A 23505-nucleotide genomic window follows, 5' to 3' on the forward strand; every position below is an offset into this window, starting at 1 on the left:
CGTGCTCTTCCTCGTAGTCGCACTACTCGTCCTCGGCGTCGTCCTCGGCGCCGTGGCCCACGTGCCGGTACCGGTCAGCGTGGCCGCCGGACTCGCCATCGCCCTCTGGCTCGCCGTCTTCGCGGCGCGCGAACACCTCTCGGGCCACCGCTCCGGCCGGCCCGGCCACCACCGGGGAGGTCTGCGATGACCCAGCACACCGAGATGACCCGGCGCACCCCCGCCGCGAACGCCCCGACCCCGGCTCCGACCCCGGCTCCGACCCCGGCTCCGACCCAGGCCCCGACCCCGGCCTCGGCTCCGACCCCGGCGCCGGCCCCGGCACGGGCCCGAATGCGTGACGCCGACGCGATGGCCGTCACCGCGTTCGTCCTCGGCCTCGTCGGGCTGCTGGTGATGAACATCGTCCTGGGCCCCGTCGCCGTCGTCCTCGGCTCCCTCGCCCTGTGGCGGCGCACGTCCCGGCCGGGCCGCGCCCGCCTCGGGATCGCCCTGGGCATCGCCGACCTCGTGGTCCTCGCCATCCTCGTCAGCGCCGACCACACCTGGTCGTGGAGCCTGACCTGAGCGGCCCGGCCGGGCCCGGGCGTGACGGCTCAGAACGTCCAGCGCGTGTGGGAGTAGACCCCGTCGTCCCGGCCGAAGCCGTACGCCGTGGCCGGGGCCACCGCGAACACGACCACGTCTCCCCGGCGGAACGCCTCCCCGATCCCGTGGAAGGTGCCCTCCGGGGAGGTGATGTGCGCCCCGTACTTCTCCTCGTACGCCGCGATCACCTCCTCCAGCACACCGGCGTCGGCGACCGGCTCGGCCGTCCCCTCGACCACGAGGTCGAGCCCCTCGGTGAGTGAGTTCCCTCCGGTCGTCACGGCGCAGTGACCGTCGTGGGCGAGGTTCCTCGCCTTCTGCTCCGTCGCGCCGGTCGAGAAGTACAGCACCCCGCCGTGCCAGGCGGCGATCACGGGCGTGACGTGCAGCCGGCCGTCGGGCCGCACCGTGGACACCCAGAAGATCTCGGCGGCCCGCAGCTGCCGCTGGGCCTCGGCCCACTCGGTGGGAGTGACGTCCTCGGCGCCCGGGCGGGGATGGAGCGCCGAGCTGTAGCGAGCGTCGAGTTCGGTCGTGGGCTGCTTCGCGGGCCCCTGTGCTGGTGGCATGGCAGACCTCCTTCCTCCTCACAACGACGGGCCGCCCGCCCGGAAACCGGCGCCCGCCCGGCCGCACCCGTTTGCCGGGCCCCGCGCGGTACGGCCTCCTTCCGAAGCCCCCCGGGTTGACCACCCGCGACCCGGGCCGTACCCACAGTGCACGGCCCGCCGTGTCCTGGGGCGAACCCGGGCGATCGAACATACGATGGGCGGGAACCGGCGCGGGCGGCTTGCCGTGCCGCCTGCTCGGGGTGGGAGACATACGCATGACAGAGGTCGCCGAAACGACGCGGACCGTCATTCTGACCGTGGACGACGATCCGGGAGTGTCCCGCGCCGTCGCCCGTGACCTGCGGCGCCGCTACGGCGCCGGATACCGGATCGTGCGCGCCGAGTCCGGCGAATCCGCGCTGGAGGCGCTGCGCGAGCTGAAGCTGCGCGGCGACCTGGTGGCCGTGATCCTGGCCGATTACCGCATGCCGCAGATGAACGGCATCGAATTCCTCGAACAGGCCCTGAGCGTGTACCCGGGCGCGCGGCGCGTGCTGCTGACCGCGTACGCCGACACCAACGCGGCGATCGACGCGATCAACGTCGTCGACCTCGACCACTACCTGCTCAAGCCGTGGGACCCGCCCGAGGAGAAGCTCTACCCGGTCCTGGACGACCTCCTCGCCGCCTGGCGCGCCAACGACTACCGGCCCGTCGGCATCACCAAGGTGATCGGACACCGCTGGTCGGCGCCCTCCTCGAACGTCCGGGAGTTCCTGGCCCGCAACCAGGTGCCCTACCGCTGGTACTCCTCCGACGACCCGGAAGGGCGGCGACTGCTGGAGGCGGCCGGGGCCGACGGCCAGCGGCTGCCCCTGGTGATCACCCCGGAAGGCACCCCGCTGATCGAGCCGGAGGTGCCCGAGCTCGCGGCCCACGTCGGGCTCGCGACGACGCCGGCCACCGACTTCTACGACCTCGTCGTGATCGGCGGCGGCCCGGCCGGCCTCGGCGCGGCCGTGTACGGGGCCTCCGAGGGGCTGCGCACCGTACTGATCGAGCGGTCGGCGACCGGCGGACAGGCCGGTCAGAGTTCCCGCATCGAGAACTACCTCGGCTTCCCGGACGGCGTGTCCGGCGCGCAGCTCACGGACCGCGCCCGCCGCCAGGCCGGCCGGTTCGGCGCCGAGATCCTCACCGCGCGCGAGGTCACCGGGCTGGAAGTCAACGGCGCGGCGCGCGTCGTCAGCTTCTCCGACGGCTCCAGGATCGCCGCGCACAGCGTCATCCTGGCGACCGGCGTGTCCTACCGGCAGCTCCAGGCACCGGGCTGCGACAGCCTGACGGGCTGCGGGGTGTACTACGGCTCCTCGCTCACCGAGGCCGCCTCGTGCCAGGGGCAGGACGTCTACATCGTCGGCGGCGCCAACTCCGCCGGACAGGCGGCGATGTACCTGGCGCGCAGCGCGAAGTCGGTGACGCTGCTGGTGCGCGGGGAGTCGCTGACCGCGTCGATGTCGTACTACCTGATCCAGCAGATCCAGGAGACGCCGAACATCACGGTCCGGACCCGCACCGTCGTCGAGGCCGCGCACGGCGAGGGGCACCTGGAGCAGCTGACGCTGCGCGACGTGGACAGCGACGGCGCCGAACTCGTCGACGCGCAGTGGATGTTCGTCTTCATCGGCGCGGCCCCGCTGACCGACTGGCTCGACGGTACGGTGCTGCGCGACGGGCGCGGCTTCATCCTCGCCGGACCGGACCTCACCCCGGACGGCAGGCCGCCGGCCGGGTGGGAGCTGGACCGGCCGCCCTACCACCTGGAGACCAACATCCCCGGCGTGTTCGTGGCGGGCGACGCGCGCGCCGAGTCCGCGAAGCGCGTCGCGTCGGCCGTCGGAGAGGGAGCCATGGCAGTGATGCTCGTCCACCGGTACCTGGAGCAGTCGTGAGCGGCCGGCTCATGCCCTGCAGCCCGCAGGAGATCGCCTCGCTGTTCCTGTTCGAGAAGCTCTCACCGCAGCAGCTCGGGCGGCTGTGCGCCGAGGGGCGGGTGGAGCGCTTCGAGGCCGGTCCCGTGTACACCGAGGGAGATCCGGCCACCTGCTTCTACGTGATGGTCGAGGGCACCGTCGTGATGTCCCGCCGGGTCGGCGGCGACGACGTGGAGGTGAGCCGGACCTCGCAGCGCGGGGTGTACGCCGGGGCCATGCAGGCCTATCTGGGCGACCAGGTGCCGCAGACGTACACCAACTCGATGCGGGTGACCGAGCCGACGCGGTTCTTCGTGCTGCCCGCGCAGTCGTTCGCGGACATCATGCAGGAATGGTTCCCGATGGCCGCGCACCTGCTGGAGGGCCTCTTCTTCGGCTCGAAGAACACCCAGCGGGCCGTCGGCCAGCGCGAACGGCTGCTGGCGCTGGGGTCGTTGTCCGCCGGCCTCACCCACGAGCTGAACAACCCGGCCGCGGCCGCCGTGCGGGCCACCGCGACGCTGCGCGAACGGGTCGGCAAGATGCGGCACAAGCTGGCCCACATCTCCCAGGGCCAGTACTCGCGCGAGACGATCGCCGACCTCATCGAGATCCAGGAGCGCACCGTCGAACGCGTCGCGAAGGCGACGGCGCTCAGCCCGCTGGAGGCCTCCGACCGGGAGGACGAACTCGCCGACTGGCTCGACGACCACGGCATCCAGGAGGGCTGGCGGATCGCGCCGACCTTCGTACAGGCCGGGCTGGACACGGACTGGCTGGAACAGGTCGCGGCGACGGTGGCCGAGGAGATCCTGCCGTCGGCCATCGGCTGGCTCAACTACACCGTCGAGACCGAGTTGTTGATGGACGAGATCGACGACTCCACCACCCGCATCTCCCACCTCGTGGACGCCGCCAAGCAGTACTCGCAGCTCGACCGCGCCCCGCACCGGGTCGTCGACGTCCACGAACTCCTCGACAGCACGCTGCTGATGCTGTCCGGCAAGACGGGCTCCCGGATCCGGGTGGTCAAGGACTACGACCGCTCCCTGCCGGAAGTGCCGGCCTACCCGGCGGAACTCAACCAGGTGTGGACCAACCTCATCGACAACGCCGTCTTCGCCATCACGAGCACCGGCGGCGAAGGCACGCTGACGGTCCGCACGGCGCGGGAGGGGGACCGGCTGCTCGTGGAGTTCCGCGACACCGGCCCCGGCATCCCGGCGGACATCCGCGGCCGCATCTTCGACCCCTTCTTCACCACCAAACCGGTCGGCCAGGGCACCGGCCTCGGCCTGGACATCTCCTGGCGGATCGTCGTCAACAAGCACCACGGCAGCCTCCAGGTCGAGTCCGAACCGGGCGACACCCGCTTCCAGGTGCTGCTGCCCCTGACCGACCCGGAATCCGACACCACCGAGGAGCCCGTATGACCGACGGCATCGAGGGCATCGACCCGAGCGCGCCCCCCAGCGGCACCGGCTGCGCCGACTGCGACGCGCTGGGCGGCTGGTGGTTCCACCTGCGCCGCTGCGCCCAGTGCGGCCACATCGGCTGCTGCGATTCCTCGCCCGGCCAGCACGCCACCGCCCACTGGAAGTCCGCAGGCCATCCGCTGGTGCAGAGCTTCGAACCGGGCGAGGAGTGGTTCTGGAGCTACGACACCGACGCCCTCTACGAGTCCGGCCCCGCACTGACGCCGCCGGTCGCCCACCCCGAGGACCAGTCGGCCCCGGGGCCGGCCGACCGCGTTCCGCAGGACTGGACGCGACAGCTGCACCGCTGACCGCCGGCCGGGATCCGGGCGGGGGAGCGCGGCGTCAGTGCCCGGCGCGGGCGGCCAGTCCGCGCAGGAAGCGCACGTACGGCGACCAGCGCGCCGGGCGGGCCACGCGGCCCGTGGAGGCGAGTTCGGCGCGGTCGAGGCCGTCCTCCAGGCAGGCGTCGTGCAGTGGCCGCCAGGCGAGCGGCCAGGTGATCCGGGCCAGGCCGCTCGTGGTCATGGAGAGCGTGTGGTGCAGCCGGGTCCGGCCGGGGCCCGCGGGCAGTACGGCCAGCTCGTGGTGGCCGTGGAACCCCCGCGGCCCCGTGAACTCGAAGCGGATCCAGCTTCCCGGCGCGTACCCGGACACCGTGTAGCGCACCGGCCCGTGGCCCCCCACCGCGCCGGGCGCCAGCGGGCGGTCGAACTCCATCGGCGACCAGTCCCGGCCGGGCCACAGCAGGTCGCCGTCCCCGCTCGCGAGGGTGTCGATGAGCGCGCCCACCTCGCTCTCCTTCGCGTTCAGCAGGCGCTCGTGCACGTTGTGGACGCCCATGCGTCCTCCCCTCAACAGTATTGGAGACCGCTCTCCAATAAATTGGAGAGTACTCTCTGATTCATGGCCCGACCACCCCGCTTCGACACCGACCAGCTCCTCGACGCCGCCGTCGCCCTCGCCGCCGCCGGGGGACCGGCCGCCGTGACCATGTCGGCGGTCGCCCAGGCCGTCGGCGCGCCGAGCGGCTCGGTCTACCACCGCTTCGCCGGGCGCCCGGCGCTGCTCGCGGAGGTGTGGCTGCGGACCGTCGAACGGTTCCAGCGGGGCTACCTCGCCGTGCTCGACGGGGAGCCCGACCCGCACCGGGCGGCGCGCGCCGGCTCCCGGTACGTGGTGGCCTGGAGCCGGGAGAACCCCCGGGAAGCCGCCCTCCTCCTCTACGGGGCCGCCGACTTCGGCCGCGCCGACTGGTCCGGGGAACACACCGCACGCGCCGACTCCGGCAACGGCAGGGTGTTCGCCACCGTGAGCGGCCTGGCACTGGCGCTGGGCGCCACGGACGAGCAGGCCCGGGACCGGGTCACCGTGGCGCTGGTCGACCTGCCGCTGTCCGTGGTCCGCCGCCACCTGCGCGCGGGCACGGTCCTGCCGCCGCACGCCGAGTCCCTCGCGGAGGAGTGCACGGCGGCCCTCCTGGCCTGAGCCACGTCGGCCAGGCGCCGCGGCGGCCGACGCACCGTCAACACCTCGCCGGTGACGGCCTCCTGCGGGCGCACCTGGAACCCCGGCCGGGTGGATCGGCTCCGAGGTGGACAGGACCCTGCCAGGATGGTGGAGCCGCCTGTTCCCCGTTGCGAGGAGGACGAGTTGACCAGTCCCGAGGCCAAGGGCCCCAAGCTGCCGCCGACCTACCCGCCGAAATCCCCGCCACCGCAGAAGAAGCCCGTGGAGCCGCCCCGGCCCCAGCCGGCCACGAAGCCGGGCGGTCTGCTCCCCGCTCTGCCGCGGCCCCGGATGCGGATCCGCAACCGCCGGACGGCCGCGCTGACGTTCCGCGCGGACGAATGGGCTCCGGCGAAGGCCGCCGCCCAGGCCCTGACCGCCGTACGCGGATGGAACCATCCGGGGCTGGACGAGCGGGACCTGGAAACCGCCGTGACGCTCCTGGTCGCCGCGGCCGTACGGGAGGGCGGGCGCCGGGTCAGCCTGCACCTCGCCGACCAGTCGGACAAGATCCTGGTGGTCGCGCTCAGCCACCAGCCCGGCCCCGCGCCCGAGGGGGAGGTGTTCGCCGGTCTCCAGGTCCTCGCGAGCCTCGACAGCTGCGGAGACGACCTCGCGGAGGACGGCCGCCGGCTGTGGGCCCTCCTCGACACGGTCCCACGGCCCCGCAGGGCCCCCCGGGTGGCCTAACGACCGGAAAGGGTCACCGGGTCACAGGGGTGGGAGCCGCCGGTGCAAGAGGCAGAATTCGTTGCCTTCCGGGTCGGCCAGGACGTGCCAGTTCTCGGTGCCGGTCTGGCCGATGTCGACGGGCGTGGCGCCGAGGGCGAGCAGCCGCTCCAGCTCGGCGTCCTGGTCGCGGTCGGTGGCGTTGACGTCGATGTGCAGCCGGAGCTTCCCGGTCCGCGGTCCGCCGCCGGGGCTGAGGATCAGGGTGGGCTGCGGACCGCCGAAGCCGGCGCCGGGCGGCCCGATCTCGATGCCCCCGTCCTCTTCCCGGCCGAGCTCGACGTAGCCGAGGACCTCGCTCCAGAACGCGGCGAGCCGCTGGGGCTCGGCGCAGTCGATGACCAGCTCACTGATGCGGCATGCCATGGCCGGCAGTGTACGCACTACACGGCCACGGGGTCGGGGTCCGGATCCGTGGCCTCCCAGGGCGGTGCCGCGGCCAGCTCGGTCCAGGCCGCCAGGGCGTCGCCGTCGATGCAGACGATGCCGCAGGCGGCGGCGTATTCGAGGGCCGGCTCGGTGAAGGAGCTGGTGGTGACGACGACGGCCACATCGGCGTCGTGGACCGCGAAGCACGTTCCGCCGAAACGCTGGAGGTCCTGCGAGCCGACCCGGTTGTCCTCGCAGTAGTGCTTGCACTGCAGTACCACCCGGAGCCCGTCCGGGGTCGTGGCGAGGACGTCGGCGCCCAAGTCTCCCGCGCCTCCGACGACTTCCACCGGGGTGCAGCCGTCGCGCACGCAGAGCGCGGCGATGGTGTGCTCGAAGCCGTCGGCGTCCACCGCGGCATGGTCCAGCGCGGTGGCGCCCAGGTCCGGCAGGTCCGGCAGGTCCGGCGTACCGGACCCGTCCGGCACGGCGGTCTCCGGCCACGGGGCCGGGCCGGGCCCCGCGGCGGGACGCCGCCGGGCGGGAGCCACGCTCCAGCCGGCGAGCGCCACCGCGCTCAGGAGGATCGCCGCCAGGACGACGGGCACGACCGGAAGCCGCGTCCCGGACGCTCCGACGGCCTTGACGAAGGTGACCAGGCCGCCCACGACGACCCCGGCGAGTCCGATGGCGAGCACCACGTCCCGCCCGATCGGTGTGCCGCGCCGTCGAGCCCGGTCTCCGCCTGCCTTCGGTATCGCCATGGGGGAACCCTCCCGGTCGTTGCCCGCCGTACGTTCGGCAGCCGCCTTCCCCGTCCGGGCCGGATCATGAGCCGCCGCCTGGCGGGAGCGCGGCCGGCCCCGCCCGGGGCGGCCGGGACTCAGGCGCCTTGCGTCAGAACGGTGTTGACCAGCCGGAGTTGGTCCTCGGTGAGGTACGGATCCTGTAACTCCACCAGCTTGCCGTCGATGTGGACGGCGTAACGGAAGCCGTCCGGGACCGGATCCTGACCGCCGGGACCCTCGTTGCTCAGCACGCGCTCGGCCAGCCGCTCCAGTTCGGTGCCGTCGGGCCGGCACAGCGTGTCGAGGGAACGGCTCCGTTCCCCGCCCGCGAACCCGCCGGTGCGTATGACGGTGATCAGCATCGTGAGACTCCTTGGGGCAGAGCGCCGCCCCTTCGGCCGTCCGGTCGGGCCCGGTCGAGGGAGCGCCGCGTGGATGGGTGCTCACCCGTGGAGGGGTGAGCACCCATCGTCTGCCCCCGAAAACGGCGCGTGTGCCCCCTCGCGCCGCAGTCGCCCGGAGATGACCGGAAACCGCTGCCGGGTGCCGGAGCCGGCGCCGGGCGCCGGGTTCAGCCGCGGGGCAGGCGGGCGGCGGTGTCGAGGTAGAAGGAGTCGATGCTCTGGACGGCCCTCTCGAACGCTTCGAGGTTGACGGGTTTGGTGACGTAGGCGTTGGCACGGCTGTGGTAGGCGCCCGAGATGTCCTCGGGCGCGGACGAGGTGGTGAGGACCACGACGGGGATGGTCCGCAGGTTCTCGTCGTTCTTCAGGATCTGGAGGAGATCGCGGCCGTTCATCCTGGGCATGTTGAGGTCGAGGACGATCAGGTCGGGACGGGTGCTCCCGGGAGCGCGCAGGTGCTCCAGGGCGGCGACTCCGTCGGTGACCTGGATCAGGTTGCGGGACCCGCGCTCGGAGAGCGCCTCCTCGATGAGCATGGCGTCGGCCGCGTCGTCCTCGACGAGCAGGACGTCGTAGGTGAGGGCGGGGGCACTCGTCATCTGATGCTCCGTGGGGTGTCGGGGGGAAGGTGCCCGGCGAACCTGGCACTCTGGGCTCTCGGCGGGACCGCGACAACAATCGTTGTCCGGGGGCGCTCTACAGTATGCAGGCCGCATCATGTTCGGGAGCGGCAGCGACAGCGGAGGGCGTAAGAGATGACCGGCGAAGAGGGGCTGCCGCGCCCCGGGGCCCCGTCCGGGTGGACGACCCGGCGGTGGCTCCGGGTGGGCGTGGCCGTGTCCTTGGTGGTCCTGACCCTGCTCGGCGTGACGGGAGCCTGGGTCCTGGCCCGGACGACCGCCATCAGCCGGGACCTGGTGGACGTGAAGTCTCCCGCCCTGACCACCTCGATCCACCTCGAATCGGCGCTGCTCAATCAGGAGACCGGAATCCGCGGCTACGGACTCACCGGCAACGCGCAGTTCCTGGTCCCCTACCAGCAGGGCCTCACCGACCAGAAGGCGTTCTCCGCCCGGCTCGCCGAACTGCTCCACGACGACCCCGGCGGGCTGCGGGACGTACAGGCCGTCGCAGACACGGCGCAGGCCTGGCAGGAGCGGATCGCCCGGCCCATCGCCGCCGCCACGCCCGTGGCGGCCCCGGCGCTGGCCGCCGAGCGCGCCGCGGAGGGCAAGGCCGCGTTCGACGCCGTGCGCGCCGCGCTGGCCGAGCAGCAGCGGGAACTCCAGGCCGACCGCGCCCACGCCAGGGACGACCTGACGGCCACCATGCGGCTGCGGAACTGGATCTTCGGCGTGGTCGCGCTGGTCATCCTCGGCCTCGCCGGGCTGGTCTTCGAGGGGCTGCGCCGGGGCATCACCACGCCGCTGGCACGGCTCGGCGCGGACGTCCGCAAGGTCTCCGCCGGCGACTTCGAGCACCCCGTCACCCCGGCCGGCCCCGCGGACCTGCGCCGGCTCGGCGCGGAGATCGACTCCATGCGCGAACGGCTCGTACGAGAAGCCGCGTTCATCGAGGAGTCGCGCATGCGCCTCGACGAGCAGGCCGCCGAGCTCAAGCGGTCCAACGCCGAGCTGGAGCAGTTCGCCTACGTGGCCTCCCACGACCTCCAGGAGCCGCTGCGCAAGGTCTCCAGCTTCACCCAGCTCCTGCAGCGCCGCTACGGGGGGCAGCTCGACGCCCGGGCGGACCAGTACATCGAGTACGCGGTCGACGGCGCGAACCGCATGCAGGTCCTCATCAACGACCTCCTCGACTTCTCCCGGGTGGGCCGCGTCCACCACACGCACGAGAGCATCGACCTCGACTCGGTGATGGAGCGGACCCTCTCCGCCCTCAGCGTCGGCATCGAGGAGGCCGGAGCGGTGATCACCCACGACGAGCTGCCGACCCTGGTTGCCGACCCCACGCAGATGGGGATGCTCTGGCAGAACCTGATCGGCAACGCCGTGAAGTTCCGCCGCCCCGACGAGAGGCCGCAGATCCACGTGTCGGCCGAACGGGAGGGCGAGCTGTGGCGGTTCGCGGTCACCGACAACGGCATCGGCATCGCCCCCGAGTACGCGGAGAAGGTGTTCGTGATCTTCCAGCGGCTGCACACCAAGGACGCCTACCACGGCAGCGGGATCGGCCTGGCGATGTGCAAGAAGATCGTCGAGTTCCACGGCGGCACCATCGCCATCGACCCCGACTACCGCGACGGCACCCGCATCACCTTCACCCTCGCCGCCGCACCGCCCGAGACCGCGGACCACCACGCGGCACCGGCGGCGCCGGCCCTCGACGGCGGGGAGCGGAAGCCGTGAGCGAGCCGACACCGCTGCCGGTCGAGCCGACGTACCGCGTCCTGCTGGTCGAGGACGACGCGGCCGACGCCCTCCTGGTCGAGGAGCTGCTCTACGACACCGGACTGCGGTTCGAGCTGACCTCGGCCACGACCCTGGCCCAGGCCCGGCGCGAACTCGCCCACCGCCAGGTCGACTGCATCCTCCTGGACCTGCACCTGCCCGACCTCTCGGGGACGAACGGCGTCACCACCGTCCGCGACCTGGCGCCGCACACCGCGGTGATCGTCCTGACCGGCCTGTCCGAGCGGCGGTCGGGCGCCGACGCCATGGCCGCCGGCGCCCAGGACTACCTGGTCAAGGGCAAGGTCGACGCGGACCTGCTCCGCCGCACGGTGCGCTACGCCGTCTACCGCAGCCACACCGAACGCGCGAGCGCCGAAGCCCAGGCCGCCCGCCTGCGGGCCGCCGAGAACGCCCGCCTGGAACGCGGGCTGCTGCCCCAGCCGATGCTCGACACCAGCACGGTCACCGTCACCACCCGCTATCTGCCAGGGCGCGAACAGGCCCTGCTCGGCGGCGACTTCCTCGACGTCGTCGAGGGCGACGACGGGCTGCTCCACGCCGTGGTCGGCGACGTCAGCGGACACGGTCCCGACGCCGCCGCCCTCGGCGTCTGCCTGCGCATCGCCTGGCGGTCCCTGGTCCTCGGCGGACACCGCGGCCCCGACCTGCTGCACCTCCTGGAGCGCATCCTGGTCGCCGAACGCGGCCCGCAGTTCCTGTTCGCCACCTGCGCCCTGCTCACCCTCGACCAGGCGGGGGGCACCGCCACCGTGTACCTGGCCGGTCACGACACCCCCCTGATCACCACCGCGGAGGGGACCCGGGAGGCGGCCGCGGCCCATGGCATCGCGCTCGGGATCGCCCCGGAGGTGCGTTCCTGGCCGGCCACCGTGATCCCGCTGCCGCCGACCGGGGCCCTGACCCTCTACACCGACGGGCTCACCGAAGGGCACAGCGGGGCGACGGGCGGCGAACGCCTCGGCGTCGAAGGGCTGCTGGCGCTGATCGAGCGGCTGCCGCCGTCCGACCCGGGCGCCCTCATCGACCTCCTCGTCAAGGAGACCCGCGCCCGGAACGCCGGCCGCCACACCGACGACCTCGCCGTCCTGCGGCTGGACTGGCACGGCAGGCCGCCGACGGCCTGACCGCGCCGTCAGCCGGGCGGCGGCTGACCGGTCCGTCGTGAGATCGGTCCGTGGGGCCTGAACATCTTCACAGGATCACGGACCGTCACGGCCGCCCGCCCGGGCGGCGCGGGCGTTCGTCCTGGTGCCGGCGCGGCCGCGGGTGTCGGCCGCGCCGGGGTGCGGGGGGAACGGTTGATTCCCGTCATGGAAAAGGGTGCTCTCCGGCCACCGGCGGCTGGTCTTCGCCGGCTCGGGCGGGACGCGGTGGCCGGCGTCCGCCGGTCCCGTTCCGCGCCTCCTTCACGGCGCGAACCTGCTGTTTCGTTAAATGATCAAGACATCCGTCCGCGCGGGCGCGGAGGGCGCGGCTCCCGCGCCACGGGGCAGGCAAGGCCAATACGGGCCAACCTGATTTCGTTGTCGCCCTCGTCGAATCCGGCCTTAGAGCGGAGATGCGACCTCGTACGGCCTTCAATATTTCCTGATGCGACCGGCCACGTGTTCGTCACCCGATGGAAGTTGTCCGCGAGACGCCAGGGGTCCATGAGGCATCGGCCTTACTCACGCGAACCTCGGAAGTCAAGCCTGGTCTCGCCAAACGTGCTCAAGTTAGAGTGCGTTCACCGAGGATTCGAGGGGGGTGCTCAGTCGTGGCTGAAATCTCAGCGGGGACCGCGCCTGCCATCCGAGCGGGTTGCTTAGCTGACGGTAACGACGAGAGCAAAGAGACAATGCAACCAGATTTCGAGCAGCGCCTGATTTCTGCGATCCAGCCCATCAGGCATTTCTTTCTCGCCCAGTGCATAGAGTTCGCCATGTCGAGCGGTCTGCTGACCCGACTGAGCGAGCCCTCGCCGACCGACGTCGACGGCCTGGCCAAGGACCTGAACCTACACCCCGAGCGGCTCACCGGCCTGCTGCGCTACCTGGAGGGCGAGGGGATCGTCACCGACTCCGAGGGCGTGCCGGCCATCACCGCCAAGGGCCGCGAACTCCTTGAGTTCCGCCCCTGGTACGAGCTCCTCATCGGCGGGTACGGCGCCACCCTGCGGGAACTCCCCGAGGTCATGGCCGACCGGAAGCGGTTCGCCTCGCGCAACGGCACCATGGTCGGCCTCGGCAGCTGCGGCATGAGCCGCTTCGACGCCGTTCCCCTGGTCAAGCGTCTGATCACCCGTCTTCCCGAGCCGCCCAGCGCCCTGGTGGACCTCGGATGCGGGGACGGCACCTTCCTCCTCGACCTCTGCGAGGGCGGCAGCCCGGGCATCGGCGTGGACCCGACCGCCGGCAGCATCGACAACGCGCGCCGCGCCGCGGCCGAGCGCGGCATGTCCGACCAGGTCAGTTTCGTGAACGCGACCGCCGAGGACTACATGGCGCAGGTCAAGGCCGAAGCGGTGGGCGCACCCTGCTTCGTCACGGCGTTCTCGCTCCAGGAGGTCCTGGAACAGCAGGGCCGCGGCGCCACCGTCGAGGTGGTGCGCACCGCGCTGGCCAGCGCGCCCGGAGCGCACCTCGCGATCGTCGAGGTGGACCACCGCCCCCTGGACCCGGCCGTCCTGCGGCACGGCCTGGGCAACGCCTACTACAACCCCTACTACTTCCTGCACCGGATCACGGAGCAGCGCCTGGAGACGCGGGGCTTCTGGGAGGAGCTGATCGCGGAGGCCGGGGGTGATGTCGTGGCATGTCTGACGACCGCGCCCGAGGTCGACTCGACCGGCCTCGAACTGGGATTTCTGGTACGTGGCCACTAGTACCGGAAAGGAAAGGGTAGGAGACGTGCCCTCGGGGTTGTGGCGGCACCGGGATTTCCGGAATCTATGGCTCGGCCAGACGTCCTCCATGTTCGCGGCGCACATGGTGGCGGTCATTTTCCCGCTGCTCGCGTCCGTTTCCCTGAATGCCTCCCTCTTTGAGATGGGGTTGCTTTCGGCCGCTGGTTATGTGCCCTATATCGGGGTCAGTCTCTTTGCCGGAGTGTGGCTGGACCGGAAACCGAAGCGGGCCATTATCGTCCTGTGCGACATTGCCCGCGCACTTCTTCTGCTCGCCATCCCGATCGCCTGGTGGCTCGACCTTCTGAGCGTGCCCACTCTGCTCGTCGTGGCATTGCTCGTCGGCTGCTTCAGCGTCGTCGCCGATGTGGGCAGTGCCTCCATCCTTCCCGCACTCGTCGAGCGTGACGACCTCATCGAGGGCAACAGCAAGCTGGAATTGAGCGCTTCCTCGGCGAGCATCGCGGGAAGCGCGCTCGGCGGCGGAATCTTCCAGCTGCTCGCCGGGCCCGTCTCGATGCTGATCAACACGGTGCTCTTCGCGCTCTCGGCCTTCTTCACCGCGCTCATCCGCGGCGAGCGCAAAGGGGCCGAGGGCAGTGACGGGACCCAGGGAGCCGAGGGAAGCGAGGAAGGCGCCGAGGCGGGTCAGTCCATCTGGCGCGACATGGCCGACGGCGTCGCGTTCGTCACCGGCCACGTCACCGTGCGGACCCTGGTCCTGACCACGCTCATCATCAACTTCTTCATGGCGATCGCCGAGCCCGTGGCCCTGGTCTTCGTGACCCGCACCCTCGACATCCCCCCGTACACCGTGGGCCTGATCCTGGCCGCGTCGGGCGCCGGGGCACTCGTCGGCGCGGTCATCGCGGCGCCGATGAGCCGCCTGCTCCCGCTCGGCCGGCTGCTCGTCCTGACGGCCACCCTCACGGGTGTCGCCTCGCTGCTGACCCCGCTGGCCACGCTGGTTCCGGCGCCCGCGGCGGTGGCCCTGATGGTCGCCATGTACGTCCTGGACGCGGCGATGATCGTGGTCTACAACATCAACGTCCGCAGCTACCGGTCGGCCATCACGCCGGACGAGATGCAGGGCCGGATGAACGCGACCAACCGGATGGCCGGGATGGGCGTCATGCCCATCGGCGCCGTCCTGGGCGGGCTGCTCGGCACCGCGGTGGGCACGCTGCCCGCACTGGTCCTGGCCTCCCTGGGAACGCTGATCGCGCCCCTGGTGCTGGCGTGCTCGCACGTACGCACCGTCAAGCGCGTCCCCGTCCCGCAGCCGGAAGCGGAGCCCACGGCATGACCGGGCGACTGAGCGGGCGGGTCACCGAGGACCCGAGCGCACTGGTCCGGGAACTGGTCCTCGACCCGCAGTTCCGGTACGAGGCCCGGACCCTGCTGCCCTGGTACCTGGCGATCGAGAAGTCGCTCGTGGCCGAGTACCAGCGGATGGGGCTGATCGGAGCCGGGCAGGCGCGCACGCTCGGGCGCCTCCTGGACGGCGTCACCCCCGAAGTGATCGAGCGGGGGCGGCAGCAGAGCCTCTCCGACATCGCCCTCGCGGTGGAGCGGAGCGTCACGGAACGGCTGGAGGAGCCCGTCCCCGTCTGGCACGCCGACCGCAGCAGGAACGACCTCCAGGCCTGCGCCCAGGTGATGTTCGCCAAACAGCGGCTCCAGGAGGTCGCTGCCGGCCTGCACGTCCTCGCCGGCGCCGCCCAGCGGCTCGCCGAGCGGTCCGCGGACGTGCTCATGCCGGGGTACACGCACTTCCAGTCGGCCCAGGTCATCAGCGCGGGCTTCTACTTCGCCGCCCTGAGCGACCGGCTGCTGCGCCGTTCGCGGCGCATGCTGCAGGCGCACGACCTGATCGACGCGTGCCCCCTCGGCGCCGGCGCCATGTCCGGGCAGGAGCTGCCCTGGGACCGGGACCGGCTGGCCGCCCTCCTCGGCTTCGAGCGCGCGGAACCCCTCGCGCTCAACGCCGTCGCCTCCCGGGAATGGGCGGCCGAGGTCACCTCCGAACTCGGCCTGCTCGGCGGTACGTTGAGCCGCTTCTGCACCGACCTGCTGATGTGGGCCGGCAGTGAGCACGGGTTCATCGACCTGCCCGACGCGCTCTCCGGCATCTCCGCGGCCATGCCGCAGAAGAAGAACTTCCCGATCCTGGAACGCATCCGCGGCAAGACGGCCCATCTGGCCGCCTTCCACATCGATGTGGTGCTCGGTCAGCGCAACACGCCCTACAGCAACCTCGTGGAGGTGTCCAAGGAAGCCGGCGCCCACGTGGCCGAGGCCTTCGACACCTGCCACGACGTGCTCCGGCTGCTGACGGCCGTCCTCGAAGGCCTCGTCCTGAGGGAGGACCGGCTCCTCGGGGCCTGCGAGAAGGAGTACTTCGGCGGGTTCACGCTGGCCAACCAGCTCACGCTGCACCACGGCGTCGCATGGCGCACGGCCCAGGTGATCGCCGGCGGCTACGTACTGGCCGGAGTACGGGCCGGACGTACGCCCAAGGACAGCGCACCGCAGGTCCTGCGGGACCTCGCCGCGGAGCACGGACACGTCATCGAGGACGCCGACGCCCTCCTCGCGGACGCGTTCGACGTCCGGCGCGCGCTGCCAAGGATGCGGTCCTCCGGATCCGCGAACCCCGACCACGTACGGGCCGCCCTGGCCGGACAGGAGCAGGACGAGAAGGGCCTCGCCGACGCGTGGGAGCGGCGCGCGGCGGTCGTACGGCAGGCGTTGGACGGCACCGACCGTGCACTGGGTCTCGGCGCCGATGCGGAGTGAGCGCATGCGGGGGAACACAGTGGACCAGCGGACGGCACGCCTCCCCGTGCCCACCACATGGCCGGCGGCGGCCGCCGGAGCGCCGGGCCCCTGGGCGGTCGGCAGCGGCTGGGCCGTAGGAACCTTCGGCGAACTGCTCCAGGGAGTCCTCCCGGACGACCGGCACTTCCTCGTGACGCTGCCCATCACCACCGGCTCCAAAGCGACGTTCCACTACCGCGACGGCGCCACGGGCATCACCGTGGACGCCGCGCGCAAGCGCAAATCGGCGCGGGTCGCCGCGCTGGCGCTGGAGGCGCTCGGCCACCCGGGCGGCGGCGAACTCGTCCTCGACAGCGAACTGCCCGAGGGCAAGGGGCTGGCGAGCTCGTCCGCGGACCTGGTGGCCTCGGTGCGCGCCGTGGCGGACGCCTTCGGGACGGCCTTTCCCACCGCCACCGTCGAGTCCCTGCTGCGCGAGGTGGAACCCTCCGACGGGGTCATGCACGACGAGATCGTGGCCTTCCTGCACCGCGAGGTACGGCTGCACAGCCGCCTCGGCCACCTGCCCCGGCTGGTGGTCGTCGGCTACGACGAAGGCGGCCAGGTCGACACCGTCACCTACAACCGCAGGCCCGCTCCCGTCGACGCCGAGACCCGGGCGGAATACGCCGCGCTGCTCGACCGGCTGACCGGCGCGGTCGCCGAGGAAGACCTGCGCACCGTGGGCGGCGTGGCCACCCGCAGCGCCGAACTCCACGCCCGGCAGCGGCCGCGCGCCGCACTCGCACCCCTGCTGGAGGCATGCGCGGAAGCGGACGGACTCGGTGTGGTCGTCGCCCACAGCGGAACCGTGCTCGGTGTCCTCCTCGCCGGTGACGACCCCGAGCTGGACCGCAAGACCTCCCACGTACAAGCCCGATGTGCGCGCCTCGGCGGGCCCAGCACCATCTACCACTACGCGCCCGGCCCGTCCGCGCGGCGCGACGCCACCGAGGGGAACGGCGATGTTCTTTGATGCCATGCACGACTCCATCGGGTCGACGCCGCTGATACGGCTGCGGCTGGACGCACCCCCCGGTGTCGAGGTGTGCGCCAAGCTGGAGATGCACAACCCGTTCGCCATGAAGGACCGGGTGGCCCGGCACATGCTCCTGGAGGCCCGGCGCCTCGGCGTACTGCTGCCCGGCGCGCCGGTGATCGAGAGCTCCTCGGGCACCATGGCGCTCGGCATCGCCCTCGTCGGCCGCTCCCTCGGACACCCGGTGCACATCGTCACCGACCCCCGCATCGACCCCATCACCCTCGCCAAGCTGCGCGCGCTGGGCTGCGAGGTCCACGTCGTGGACCGCATGTCGAGCCACGGCTGGCAGAGCGCGCGCCTCGAACGCCTGGAGCAGCTCCGCGCGGACCTGCCGGGCGCCTTCTGGCCACAGCAGTACAGCAACCCCGACAACCCCGGGGCCTACCGGGCGCTCGCCCAGGAACTGGTCACGGACCTCGGCACCGTCGACGTACTGGTCGGGGCCGTGGGCAGCGGCGGCTCGCTCTGCGGCACGGCGCGCGCCCTGCGCCGCCACAACCCGGACCTGTACGTCGTCGGCGTGGACTGCGTCGGCAGCGCGCTGTTCGCCCAGCCGGACCGGCCGGGCCGACTGCAGAGCGGGCTGGGCAACAGCCTTCAGCCGGCCAACCTCGACGCCTCGCTCCTGGACGAGGTGCACTGGCTCAACGACCACGAGGCGTTCGCGGCCACCCACGACCTCGCCCGGGAGCAGCAGATCTTCGCGGGGAACACCTCCGGCTCCGTCTACCAGGTGCTGCGCCACCTCGCCGCGCACGGCGAGCCCGGCCGCCGCATCGTGGGGATCTTCCCGGACCGCGGCGACCGGTACGCCGACACCGTCTACAGCCAGGACCACTGGGACGAACACCGGCTCTCGGACCTGGAACTCGCGCCCCGGCCCCGCGAGGTGGTCTACGGCACCGAGGTCCACTCCTGGTCCCGGGCCTCCCTCCACGAGGTCCGCCCGGTCCGCCGGACGCTGCTCTTCGTCGAGTCGAACACGACCGGTACCGGCATGGCGGCCCTGCGGCTGGCCCGCGAGCTGGACTTCACGCCGGTGCTCCTGACCGGCGAGCCCGGCCGGTACACCGGCCTCGACGACACCGGCGCCGAGGTGGTCGTCTGCGACACCAACTCCCTGCCCGCCCTGAGGGAGGCGGTGCAGACCCGCTTCCGCGCCCAGGAGATCGCCGGGATCACGACGACCAGCGACTTCTACGTGCCCACCGTGGCCGAGCTGGCGACCTGGCTCGGCGCCCCGGGCAACCCGGCCGAGGCCATGCGGACCTGCCGCGACAAGGCGAAGCTACGGGAGACACTGGCCCGGGCGGGAGTGCGCCAGCCCCGGTTCGTGGTCGTACGGGACGCCGCCGCCGGGGTGACCGCCGCCGCCAAGGTCGGTCTCCCGTGCGTCGTGAAGCCCGTCGACGACTCCGGCTCCACGAACGTGCTGCGCTGCACGAGCGCGGAAGAGGTCAGCGCACACGTCACGCACATCCTCGCCCGGACGGTCAACGCGCGCGGACTGCCCACCGCCGGCGCGGCGCTGGTCGAGGAACTCGCCGACGGGCCCGAGTACAGCGTCGAGATGTTCAGCGTCGAGGGCCGCCACCACTGCGTCGGCATCACCGCCAAATCGGTCACGGGCACGCCCTACTTCGTCGAGCACCAGCACCTCTTCCCCGCCCCGGTGCCCCCGGCCGTCGCCGAGGAACTGGCGCGCACGGCGCGGGCGGCGCTGACGGCCGCAGGAGTGCGGTCGGGCCCGACGCACACGGAACTGCGGCTCGTGGCGGACGGCCCCGTGATCATCGAGGTGAACCCCCGGCTGGCCGGCGGCATGATCCCCGAGATGATCCGGCTGGCCACGGGCACGGGGCTGCTGGAGCAGCAGGTACGCGCCGCGACGGGCCAGGAGCCCCTCCTGGAGCCGGAGTTCGCCCGCCAGGGAGGCATCCGGTTCCTCATCGCCGAACGGGCCGGACGCGTCCTCGCGATCGAGGGTGCCGACCGGGCCGCCGCGGTGGCCGGCGTGGACCGGGTGACGGTGACGGTACGGCCGGGCGCCGAGGTGCGCCCCGCCCAGGACGCCTACGGGCGACTCGGATACATCATCGCGACGTCCGAGCGGCCCGAGGAGATCGAGGACGTGCTCGACGCGGCCGAGCGGGAAATCCGCTTCGTGTACGAGGAGTTCGCGCACGAGGACGCGCAGCAGCCCACACGGGCCGGGAACCGGTGAAGGGGACGGGTGTGAAGCGGGAGGACGAGGTGCGGGACCTCTACCGAGTCGTCGGCAACGACGAGGAGCAGTACTCGATCTGGCCGGCGGACCGGCCCCTGCCGGCGGGCTGGCACGCCCGCGGCACCAGCGGCACCAAGGACGAGTGCCTGAGCCACATCGCCGAGGTGTGGACCGACATGCGTCCGCTCAGCCTGCGCACGGGCCACGGCCAGTGAACGCCACAGCGGAAAGGAAGACCAGGTGACGGCTCCGGAGTTGTCGGCCCTGCAACGGCGCTTGAACATCGCCGAGTCCCGTCCGGGCGAGGACTGGCTGGTCCTCGTCGAAAACGTACCGGAGTGGCCCGAAGGGGCGAGGCCCCCGGCCGAGGCACCCCACGCGGCGCACGCCGGCGCCCCGTTCTCCTACGAAGCCTCCCAGGGACACCCGAGACTGACGGAAGCGCTGGTCAAGCGGGAGCACGAGGTCTCCGCGAGCCGGCTGGCCGACGAGTCCCACATCCTGGTCACCGCCGGCGGGATGCACGCCATCGGCCTGCTGCTGCGTGACCTCGCCGGCCAGGGCTACCGCAAGGCGGTGCACGCCACCCCCGTCTTCTGCGGCGTGCGCGACAGCATGCGCGCCGCGGGGATACGGAACAAGGCGCTCCCGCTGACCGGTACCTCGGACGACCTGGCGCTCCTGCGGAGCGAGTGCACCGAGCCGACCGTCGTGTACGTCAACCTGCCGCACAACCCGACCGGTGAGGTGCTGCGGCCCGGGTACCTCGACGTCCTGGCCACCCTCGCCGAGCGCCCCGACGTCCACGTCGTGTACGACGCCGTCTACGACTCCTTCGACTTCGGCCCCGACCGCTGCCCGACCCCGGTGGACCTCGCCGTCTCGGAACCCGGACTGACGATCGTCAACTCCGTGTCGAAGAACTACGGGCGCCCCGGGGACCGGATCGGCTGGATCGTGGCGGCCGAGGAGAACATCCGGCGCCTGGTGCCGCGTCTCGAATGGGAGGCGGTCTCCATCAACGGCCGCGCCCAGCTCGACGCCGTGGCCGCGATCAGCCGCGGCAACACCGAGCTGGTCGAGGCGGTCAGGGCGGGGCGGGCCGCCTACCTCACCCACTCCCGCGGTCTGGCGGCGGCCGGCCCCCTGCCGCTCGGCGGCACCCAGCTCTGGCTCGACCTGGGGGTCGAGGACATCGAGCGGTTCGCCGACTTCGCGCTGGAGCGCCACCACCTGGTCCTCACCACCTCGGCGAACTACGCCCCCGTGCTGCCGGGCCGGATCCGCTTCCCCACGGGCATCCCGGCGCAGCGGATGAGGCGCGGCCTGACGGCGATCCATCAGGCCCTGGAGGACTGGAAGACGAACGACGGAAAGGGAACGGGCGACCATGGCGACAGCCGTTGACGGCCTCGGCGGTACGGAGCGGCACTGGCGCGGCGTCTTCGCGGGAATGGAGACCCTGGAGCGGCTGTTCCCGGCCGCGACCGATGCGGAGCCGCGGACGTCCCACCCCCTGAGCACCGGCGCCCGGATCGCGGCCGCCGCGCGGCGCTGGGGCGTCGGCCCCGACACGCTCGTCGGCGCCGCCTGGGCCGTGGCGCTCGCGCTCCGGTCGGGCCGCGACGACGTGGTGTACGGCCATGCCGCCGCGGGCGTGGGCCCCGCCCCCCTGCGGGTACGGCTCGACTGCGGCCGGCCGGTGTCCGACTGGCTGCGGGAACTGCGCGCCCAGTGGGAGGACGCGGCCGCGCACCTCGACGTGGAGCCCGACGAGATCCGGCGCTGGATCGTCGGCGACAGCGGAGGCGAGCTGTTCGACAGCACCGTCTCCTTCGGCCCCGGCGGCGCCGCCTCGGGGGTGGAGCTGTACGCCGACCCCGGGCCCGAGCCGCGCCTCGCGCTGCGCGCCGCGCCGGAAGCGCTGCCGGCCCCGGAGGCCGCAGAACTGCTCGCCGTGCTCGACCGGGCCCTCGGCCGGCTGACCGCCGAGCCCGAACCGCTGGTCGGCGACCTGGTCGCCGCCGCGAGCGGGGTCGTCCCCCTCGCGCGGACGGCCGGAACGCGCCCCGGCCCGGAGGGCGACGCGCTGATGTCCTCCGGGACGCGCGAGGCCCTGCTGGCCGGCGTGTGCCGGGGCGACGACGAGGAGGCCGAGGAGTTCGTCTCCGTACAGGAGATGTTCGAGGCCGTGGTGCGCGAGCGGCCCGACGCGATCGCCGTCGAGGCCCCGGACGGCGAGCTGACGTTCGCCGAGCTGGACGCCGCGGCCCGCTCGCTCGCCCTGCGGCTGCGCGAGCGCGGTGCGGGCCCCGAGACCACCGTGGCCGTCGTGTGCGAACGCACCGGGGAACTGGTGGCCGCGATGCTGGGGATCTGGGCGGCGGGCGCGGCCTTCCTCCTGATCGACCCGGCCGAACCCGAGCTGCGCACGGCCGAGAAGTACGCCCTGGCCGGGGTCCGCCTCGTCGTCGCCGACGCCACCCACGCGCGCACGGCGGAGCGCACGGGCCTGCCCGTCGTCCCGGTCACCTCCGACGCGCCGACCGCGCCGGGGGAGTCCGCACCCCACGCGCGGCCGCTGCCCCGGCACCTGGCGTACGCGGTCTTCACCTCGGGCTCCACGGGCAACCCGAAGGGCGTACTGATCGACCACCTGGGCCTCGCCGAGCACATCCGCACCCAACTCGCCCCCGTGTACCGCCGGGTGAGCCCCGACGGCGCCGGCCTGCGCGTCGGCGGGGCGGCGCCGGTGACCTTCGACTCCTTCATCGACCAGGTACTGCCCATGATCAGCCTGGGACACCGGCTCGTGCTCTTCGACGAGATGCAGCGGCGGGACCCCGGCAGCTTCCTGTTCCGCACCCCCGGCAGCGAGCTCGACGTCGTGGACTGCTCGCCCTCCCAGCTGTCGCTGCTCGTCGAATTCGGGCTGCTGGGGACCCCGCTGAAACTCGTGGTCTTCGGAGGCGAGAAACCGGGCCGGGACCTGTGGCAGTCGCTGCGCGCCGCGGACGTGAGCGCCGTCAGCATCTACGGCGCCACCGAGTGCTCCATAGGCTCCGTCGAGGCCGACGTCCACCGCGACGAGCGGGTCTGCCTCGGCCGGCCGGCCGGGTCCGGAGTGGTGTACGTCCTGTCACCGGACCATCGGCTGCTGCCCCCCGGGCTGACCGGTGAGATCTACCTGGCCGGTCCCGGCGTCGGGCGCGGCTACGCCGGCGACCCCGCGCACACGGCCCGCGCCTTCCTCCCCGACCCCTTCTCCGGCGTGCCCGGCGCCCGGATGTACCGCACGGGCGACCTCGGCAGGGTCGCGCCCGACGGTCGCCTGGTCTTCCTCGGCCGGGTGGACGACCAGCTGAAGATCAGCGGCTACCGCATCGAACCGGCCGAGATCGAAGCGGCCCTGGACGCGGTGTCCGGCGTCCGGCGCTCCGCCGTGCTGCCGGTACGGTCCGCGGGCGCGGACCAGCTCGTCGGCTTCGTCGAATGCGGGGCGGACTTCGACGCGGAGCGCGCGAAGAAGGAACTCGCGGCCCGGCTGCCCTCGTACATGGTGCCCAAGCGCCTGGTGCCCCTGGACTCACTGCCGTTGACGCACAACGGGAAAGTCGACCGCAAACGGCTCGCCGAGAGGGGCGACGCCCCCGCGGCCGGAGCGTGACCGCCGCGGCGCACGCGTTGTCCTTCGAGTTCTCCTAGGGATGGATC

Annotated in this window: 23 protein-coding genes; 17 read left to right on the forward strand and 6 right to left on the reverse strand. The window is 72.5% G+C overall.

The window, feature by feature from the left end:
* Position 1 precedes the first annotated feature (1 nt).
* Both IE248_RS13065 and IE248_RS13070 read left to right on the forward strand, forming a co-directional pair.
* Positions 2–190, forward strand: a complete 189-nt coding sequence (locus tag IE248_RS13065; RefSeq protein ID WP_037793867.1) for a hypothetical protein — start codon at positions 2–4, stop codon at positions 188–190.
* A complete protein-coding gene (locus IE248_RS13070) occupies positions 187–567 on the forward strand; it encodes a hypothetical protein (RefSeq protein WP_190030787.1) in 381 nt (126 codons plus the stop codon). Before IE248_RS13065 ends, IE248_RS13070 begins: the two co-directional genes overlap by 4 nt.
* Before the next feature lie 29 nt (positions 568–596).
* Here the strand turns inward: IE248_RS13070 and IE248_RS13075 are convergent, their stop codons facing one another.
* Positions 597–1157: a pyridoxamine 5'-phosphate oxidase family protein gene (locus IE248_RS13075; RefSeq protein WP_073796458.1), complete on the reverse strand. Its 561-nt coding sequence runs from the start codon at positions 1155–1157 to the stop codon at positions 597–599.
* 257 nt (positions 1158–1414) lie between these two features.
* On the opposite strand from IE248_RS13075, the gene IE248_RS13080 reads away from it, so the two are divergent.
* Genes IE248_RS13080 through IE248_RS13090 form a run of 3 tightly spaced genes read left to right on the forward strand, consistent with a single transcriptional unit; the run spans position 1415 to position 4898 of the window.
* A complete protein-coding gene (locus IE248_RS13080) occupies positions 1415–3091 on the forward strand; it encodes an NAD(P)/FAD-dependent oxidoreductase (protein ID WP_073796457.1) in 1677 nt (558 codons plus the stop codon).
* A gap of 11 nt (positions 3092–3102) precedes the next feature.
* Positions 3103–4545 carry an ATP-binding protein gene (locus IE248_RS13085; RefSeq protein ID WP_190030842.1) on the forward strand — a complete coding sequence of 481 codons (1443 nt, stop codon included), beginning with the start codon at positions 3103–3105 and terminating at the stop codon, positions 4543–4545.
* Positions 4542–4898, forward strand: a complete 357-nt coding sequence (locus IE248_RS13090) for a UBP-type zinc finger domain-containing protein (protein WP_008742221.1) — start codon at positions 4542–4544, stop codon at positions 4896–4898. Before IE248_RS13085 ends, IE248_RS13090 begins: the two co-directional genes overlap by 4 nt.
* Before the next feature lie 34 nt (positions 4899–4932).
* Here IE248_RS13090 and IE248_RS13095 read toward each other — a convergent pair whose 3' ends face one another.
* Positions 4933–5430: an SRPBCC family protein gene (locus IE248_RS13095; RefSeq protein WP_190030788.1), complete on the reverse strand. Its 498-nt coding sequence runs from the start codon at positions 5428–5430 to the stop codon at positions 4933–4935.
* A 63-nt stretch (positions 5431–5493) separates the two neighbouring features.
* Here IE248_RS13095 and IE248_RS13100 point away from each other — a divergent pair, with 63 nt between their 5' ends.
* Together IE248_RS13100 and IE248_RS37325 are read left to right on the forward strand one after the other, a co-directional pair.
* Positions 5494–6075, forward strand: a complete 582-nt coding sequence (locus tag IE248_RS13100) for a TetR/AcrR family transcriptional regulator (protein WP_073796454.1) — start codon at positions 5494–5496, stop codon at positions 6073–6075.
* A gap of 165 nt (positions 6076–6240) precedes the next feature.
* Positions 6241–6786, forward strand: coding sequence for a hypothetical protein (locus IE248_RS37325; protein WP_073796453.1), 546 nt, complete (start codon positions 6241–6243; stop codon positions 6784–6786).
* Positions 6787–6807: 21 nt separating this feature from the next.
* Here the strand turns inward: IE248_RS37325 and IE248_RS13110 are convergent, their stop codons facing one another.
* The 4 genes from IE248_RS13110 to IE248_RS13125 form a co-directional block, all read right to left on the reverse strand.
* Entirely contained in the window at positions 6808–7191 is a 384-nt protein-coding gene (locus tag IE248_RS13110) for a VOC family protein (protein WP_100581051.1), read from the reverse strand.
* A gap of 17 nt (positions 7192–7208) precedes the next feature.
* Positions 7209–7958, reverse strand: a complete 750-nt coding sequence (locus IE248_RS13115; protein ID WP_190030789.1) for a restriction endonuclease — start codon at positions 7956–7958, stop codon at positions 7209–7211.
* 119 nt (positions 7959–8077) lie between these two features.
* The gene (locus IE248_RS13120; protein WP_073796451.1) at positions 8078–8344 is read right to left on the reverse strand and encodes a protealysin inhibitor emfourin; all 267 of its coding nucleotides are present in this window, start codon (positions 8342–8344) and stop codon (positions 8078–8080) included.
* A 209-nt stretch (positions 8345–8553) separates the two neighbouring features.
* Complete coding sequence (locus tag IE248_RS13125; protein WP_190030790.1) at positions 8554–8985, reverse strand: response regulator; 432 nt, start codon at positions 8983–8985, stop codon at positions 8554–8556.
* A gap of 156 nt (positions 8986–9141) precedes the next feature.
* On the opposite strand from IE248_RS13125, the gene IE248_RS13130 reads away from it, so the two are divergent.
* From IE248_RS13130 to IE248_RS13175, 10 genes are all read left to right on the forward strand, one after another.
* Positions 9142–10752, forward strand: coding sequence for a sensor histidine kinase (locus tag IE248_RS13130; RefSeq protein ID WP_229895282.1), 1611 nt, complete (start codon positions 9142–9144; stop codon positions 10750–10752).
* Positions 10749–11942, forward strand: a complete 1194-nt coding sequence (locus IE248_RS13135; protein ID WP_190030791.1) for a PP2C family protein-serine/threonine phosphatase — start codon at positions 10749–10751, stop codon at positions 11940–11942. Before IE248_RS13130 ends, IE248_RS13135 begins: the two co-directional genes overlap by 4 nt.
* Positions 11943–12655: 713 nt before the next feature.
* Complete coding sequence (locus IE248_RS13140; protein WP_008742228.1) at positions 12656–13681, forward strand: 2-ketoarginine methyltransferase; 1026 nt, start codon at positions 12656–12658, stop codon at positions 13679–13681.
* Between the two features lie 25 nt (positions 13682–13706).
* Positions 13707–15008: an MFS transporter gene (locus IE248_RS13145; RefSeq protein ID WP_268254048.1), complete on the forward strand. Its 1302-nt coding sequence runs from the start codon at positions 13707–13709 to the stop codon at positions 15006–15008.
* Positions 15005–16501 (forward strand): argininosuccinate lyase, encoded by a 1497-nt coding sequence (locus IE248_RS13150; protein WP_229895284.1) that lies wholly within the window; start codon positions 15005–15007, stop codon positions 16499–16501. Before IE248_RS13145 ends, IE248_RS13150 begins: the two co-directional genes overlap by 4 nt.
* Before the next feature lie 4 nt (positions 16502–16505).
* Positions 16506–17498 carry a GHMP family kinase ATP-binding protein gene (locus IE248_RS13155; protein ID WP_106433383.1) on the forward strand — a complete coding sequence of 331 codons (993 nt, stop codon included), beginning with the start codon at positions 16506–16508 and terminating at the stop codon, positions 17496–17498.
* A complete protein-coding gene (locus IE248_RS13160) occupies positions 17488–19788 on the forward strand; it encodes a pyridoxal-phosphate dependent enzyme (RefSeq protein ID WP_190030792.1) in 2301 nt (766 codons plus the stop codon). The genes IE248_RS13155 and IE248_RS13160 overlap by 11 nt, the downstream gene beginning before the upstream one ends.
* An 11-nt stretch (positions 19789–19799) precedes the next feature.
* Positions 19800–20006 (forward strand): MbtH family protein, encoded by a 207-nt coding sequence (locus tag IE248_RS13165; RefSeq protein ID WP_190030793.1) that lies wholly within the window; start codon positions 19800–19802, stop codon positions 20004–20006.
* A 25-nt stretch (positions 20007–20031) separates the two neighbouring features.
* Positions 20032–21198, forward strand: a complete 1167-nt coding sequence (locus IE248_RS13170; RefSeq protein WP_073796444.1) for a beta-methylarginine biosynthesis bifunctional aminotransferase — start codon at positions 20032–20034, stop codon at positions 21196–21198.
* Positions 21182–23458, forward strand: coding sequence for an amino acid adenylation domain-containing protein (locus IE248_RS13175; protein ID WP_100580744.1), 2277 nt, complete (start codon positions 21182–21184; stop codon positions 23456–23458). The genes IE248_RS13170 and IE248_RS13175 overlap by 17 nt, the downstream gene beginning before the upstream one ends.
* Positions 23459–23505 lie beyond the last annotated feature (47 nt).

Source organism: Streptomyces goshikiensis, assembly GCF_014650555.1.
In the GTDB taxonomy this organism is placed as follows: Bacteria; Actinomycetota; Actinomycetes; order Streptomycetales; family Streptomycetaceae; genus Streptomyces; species Streptomyces goshikiensis.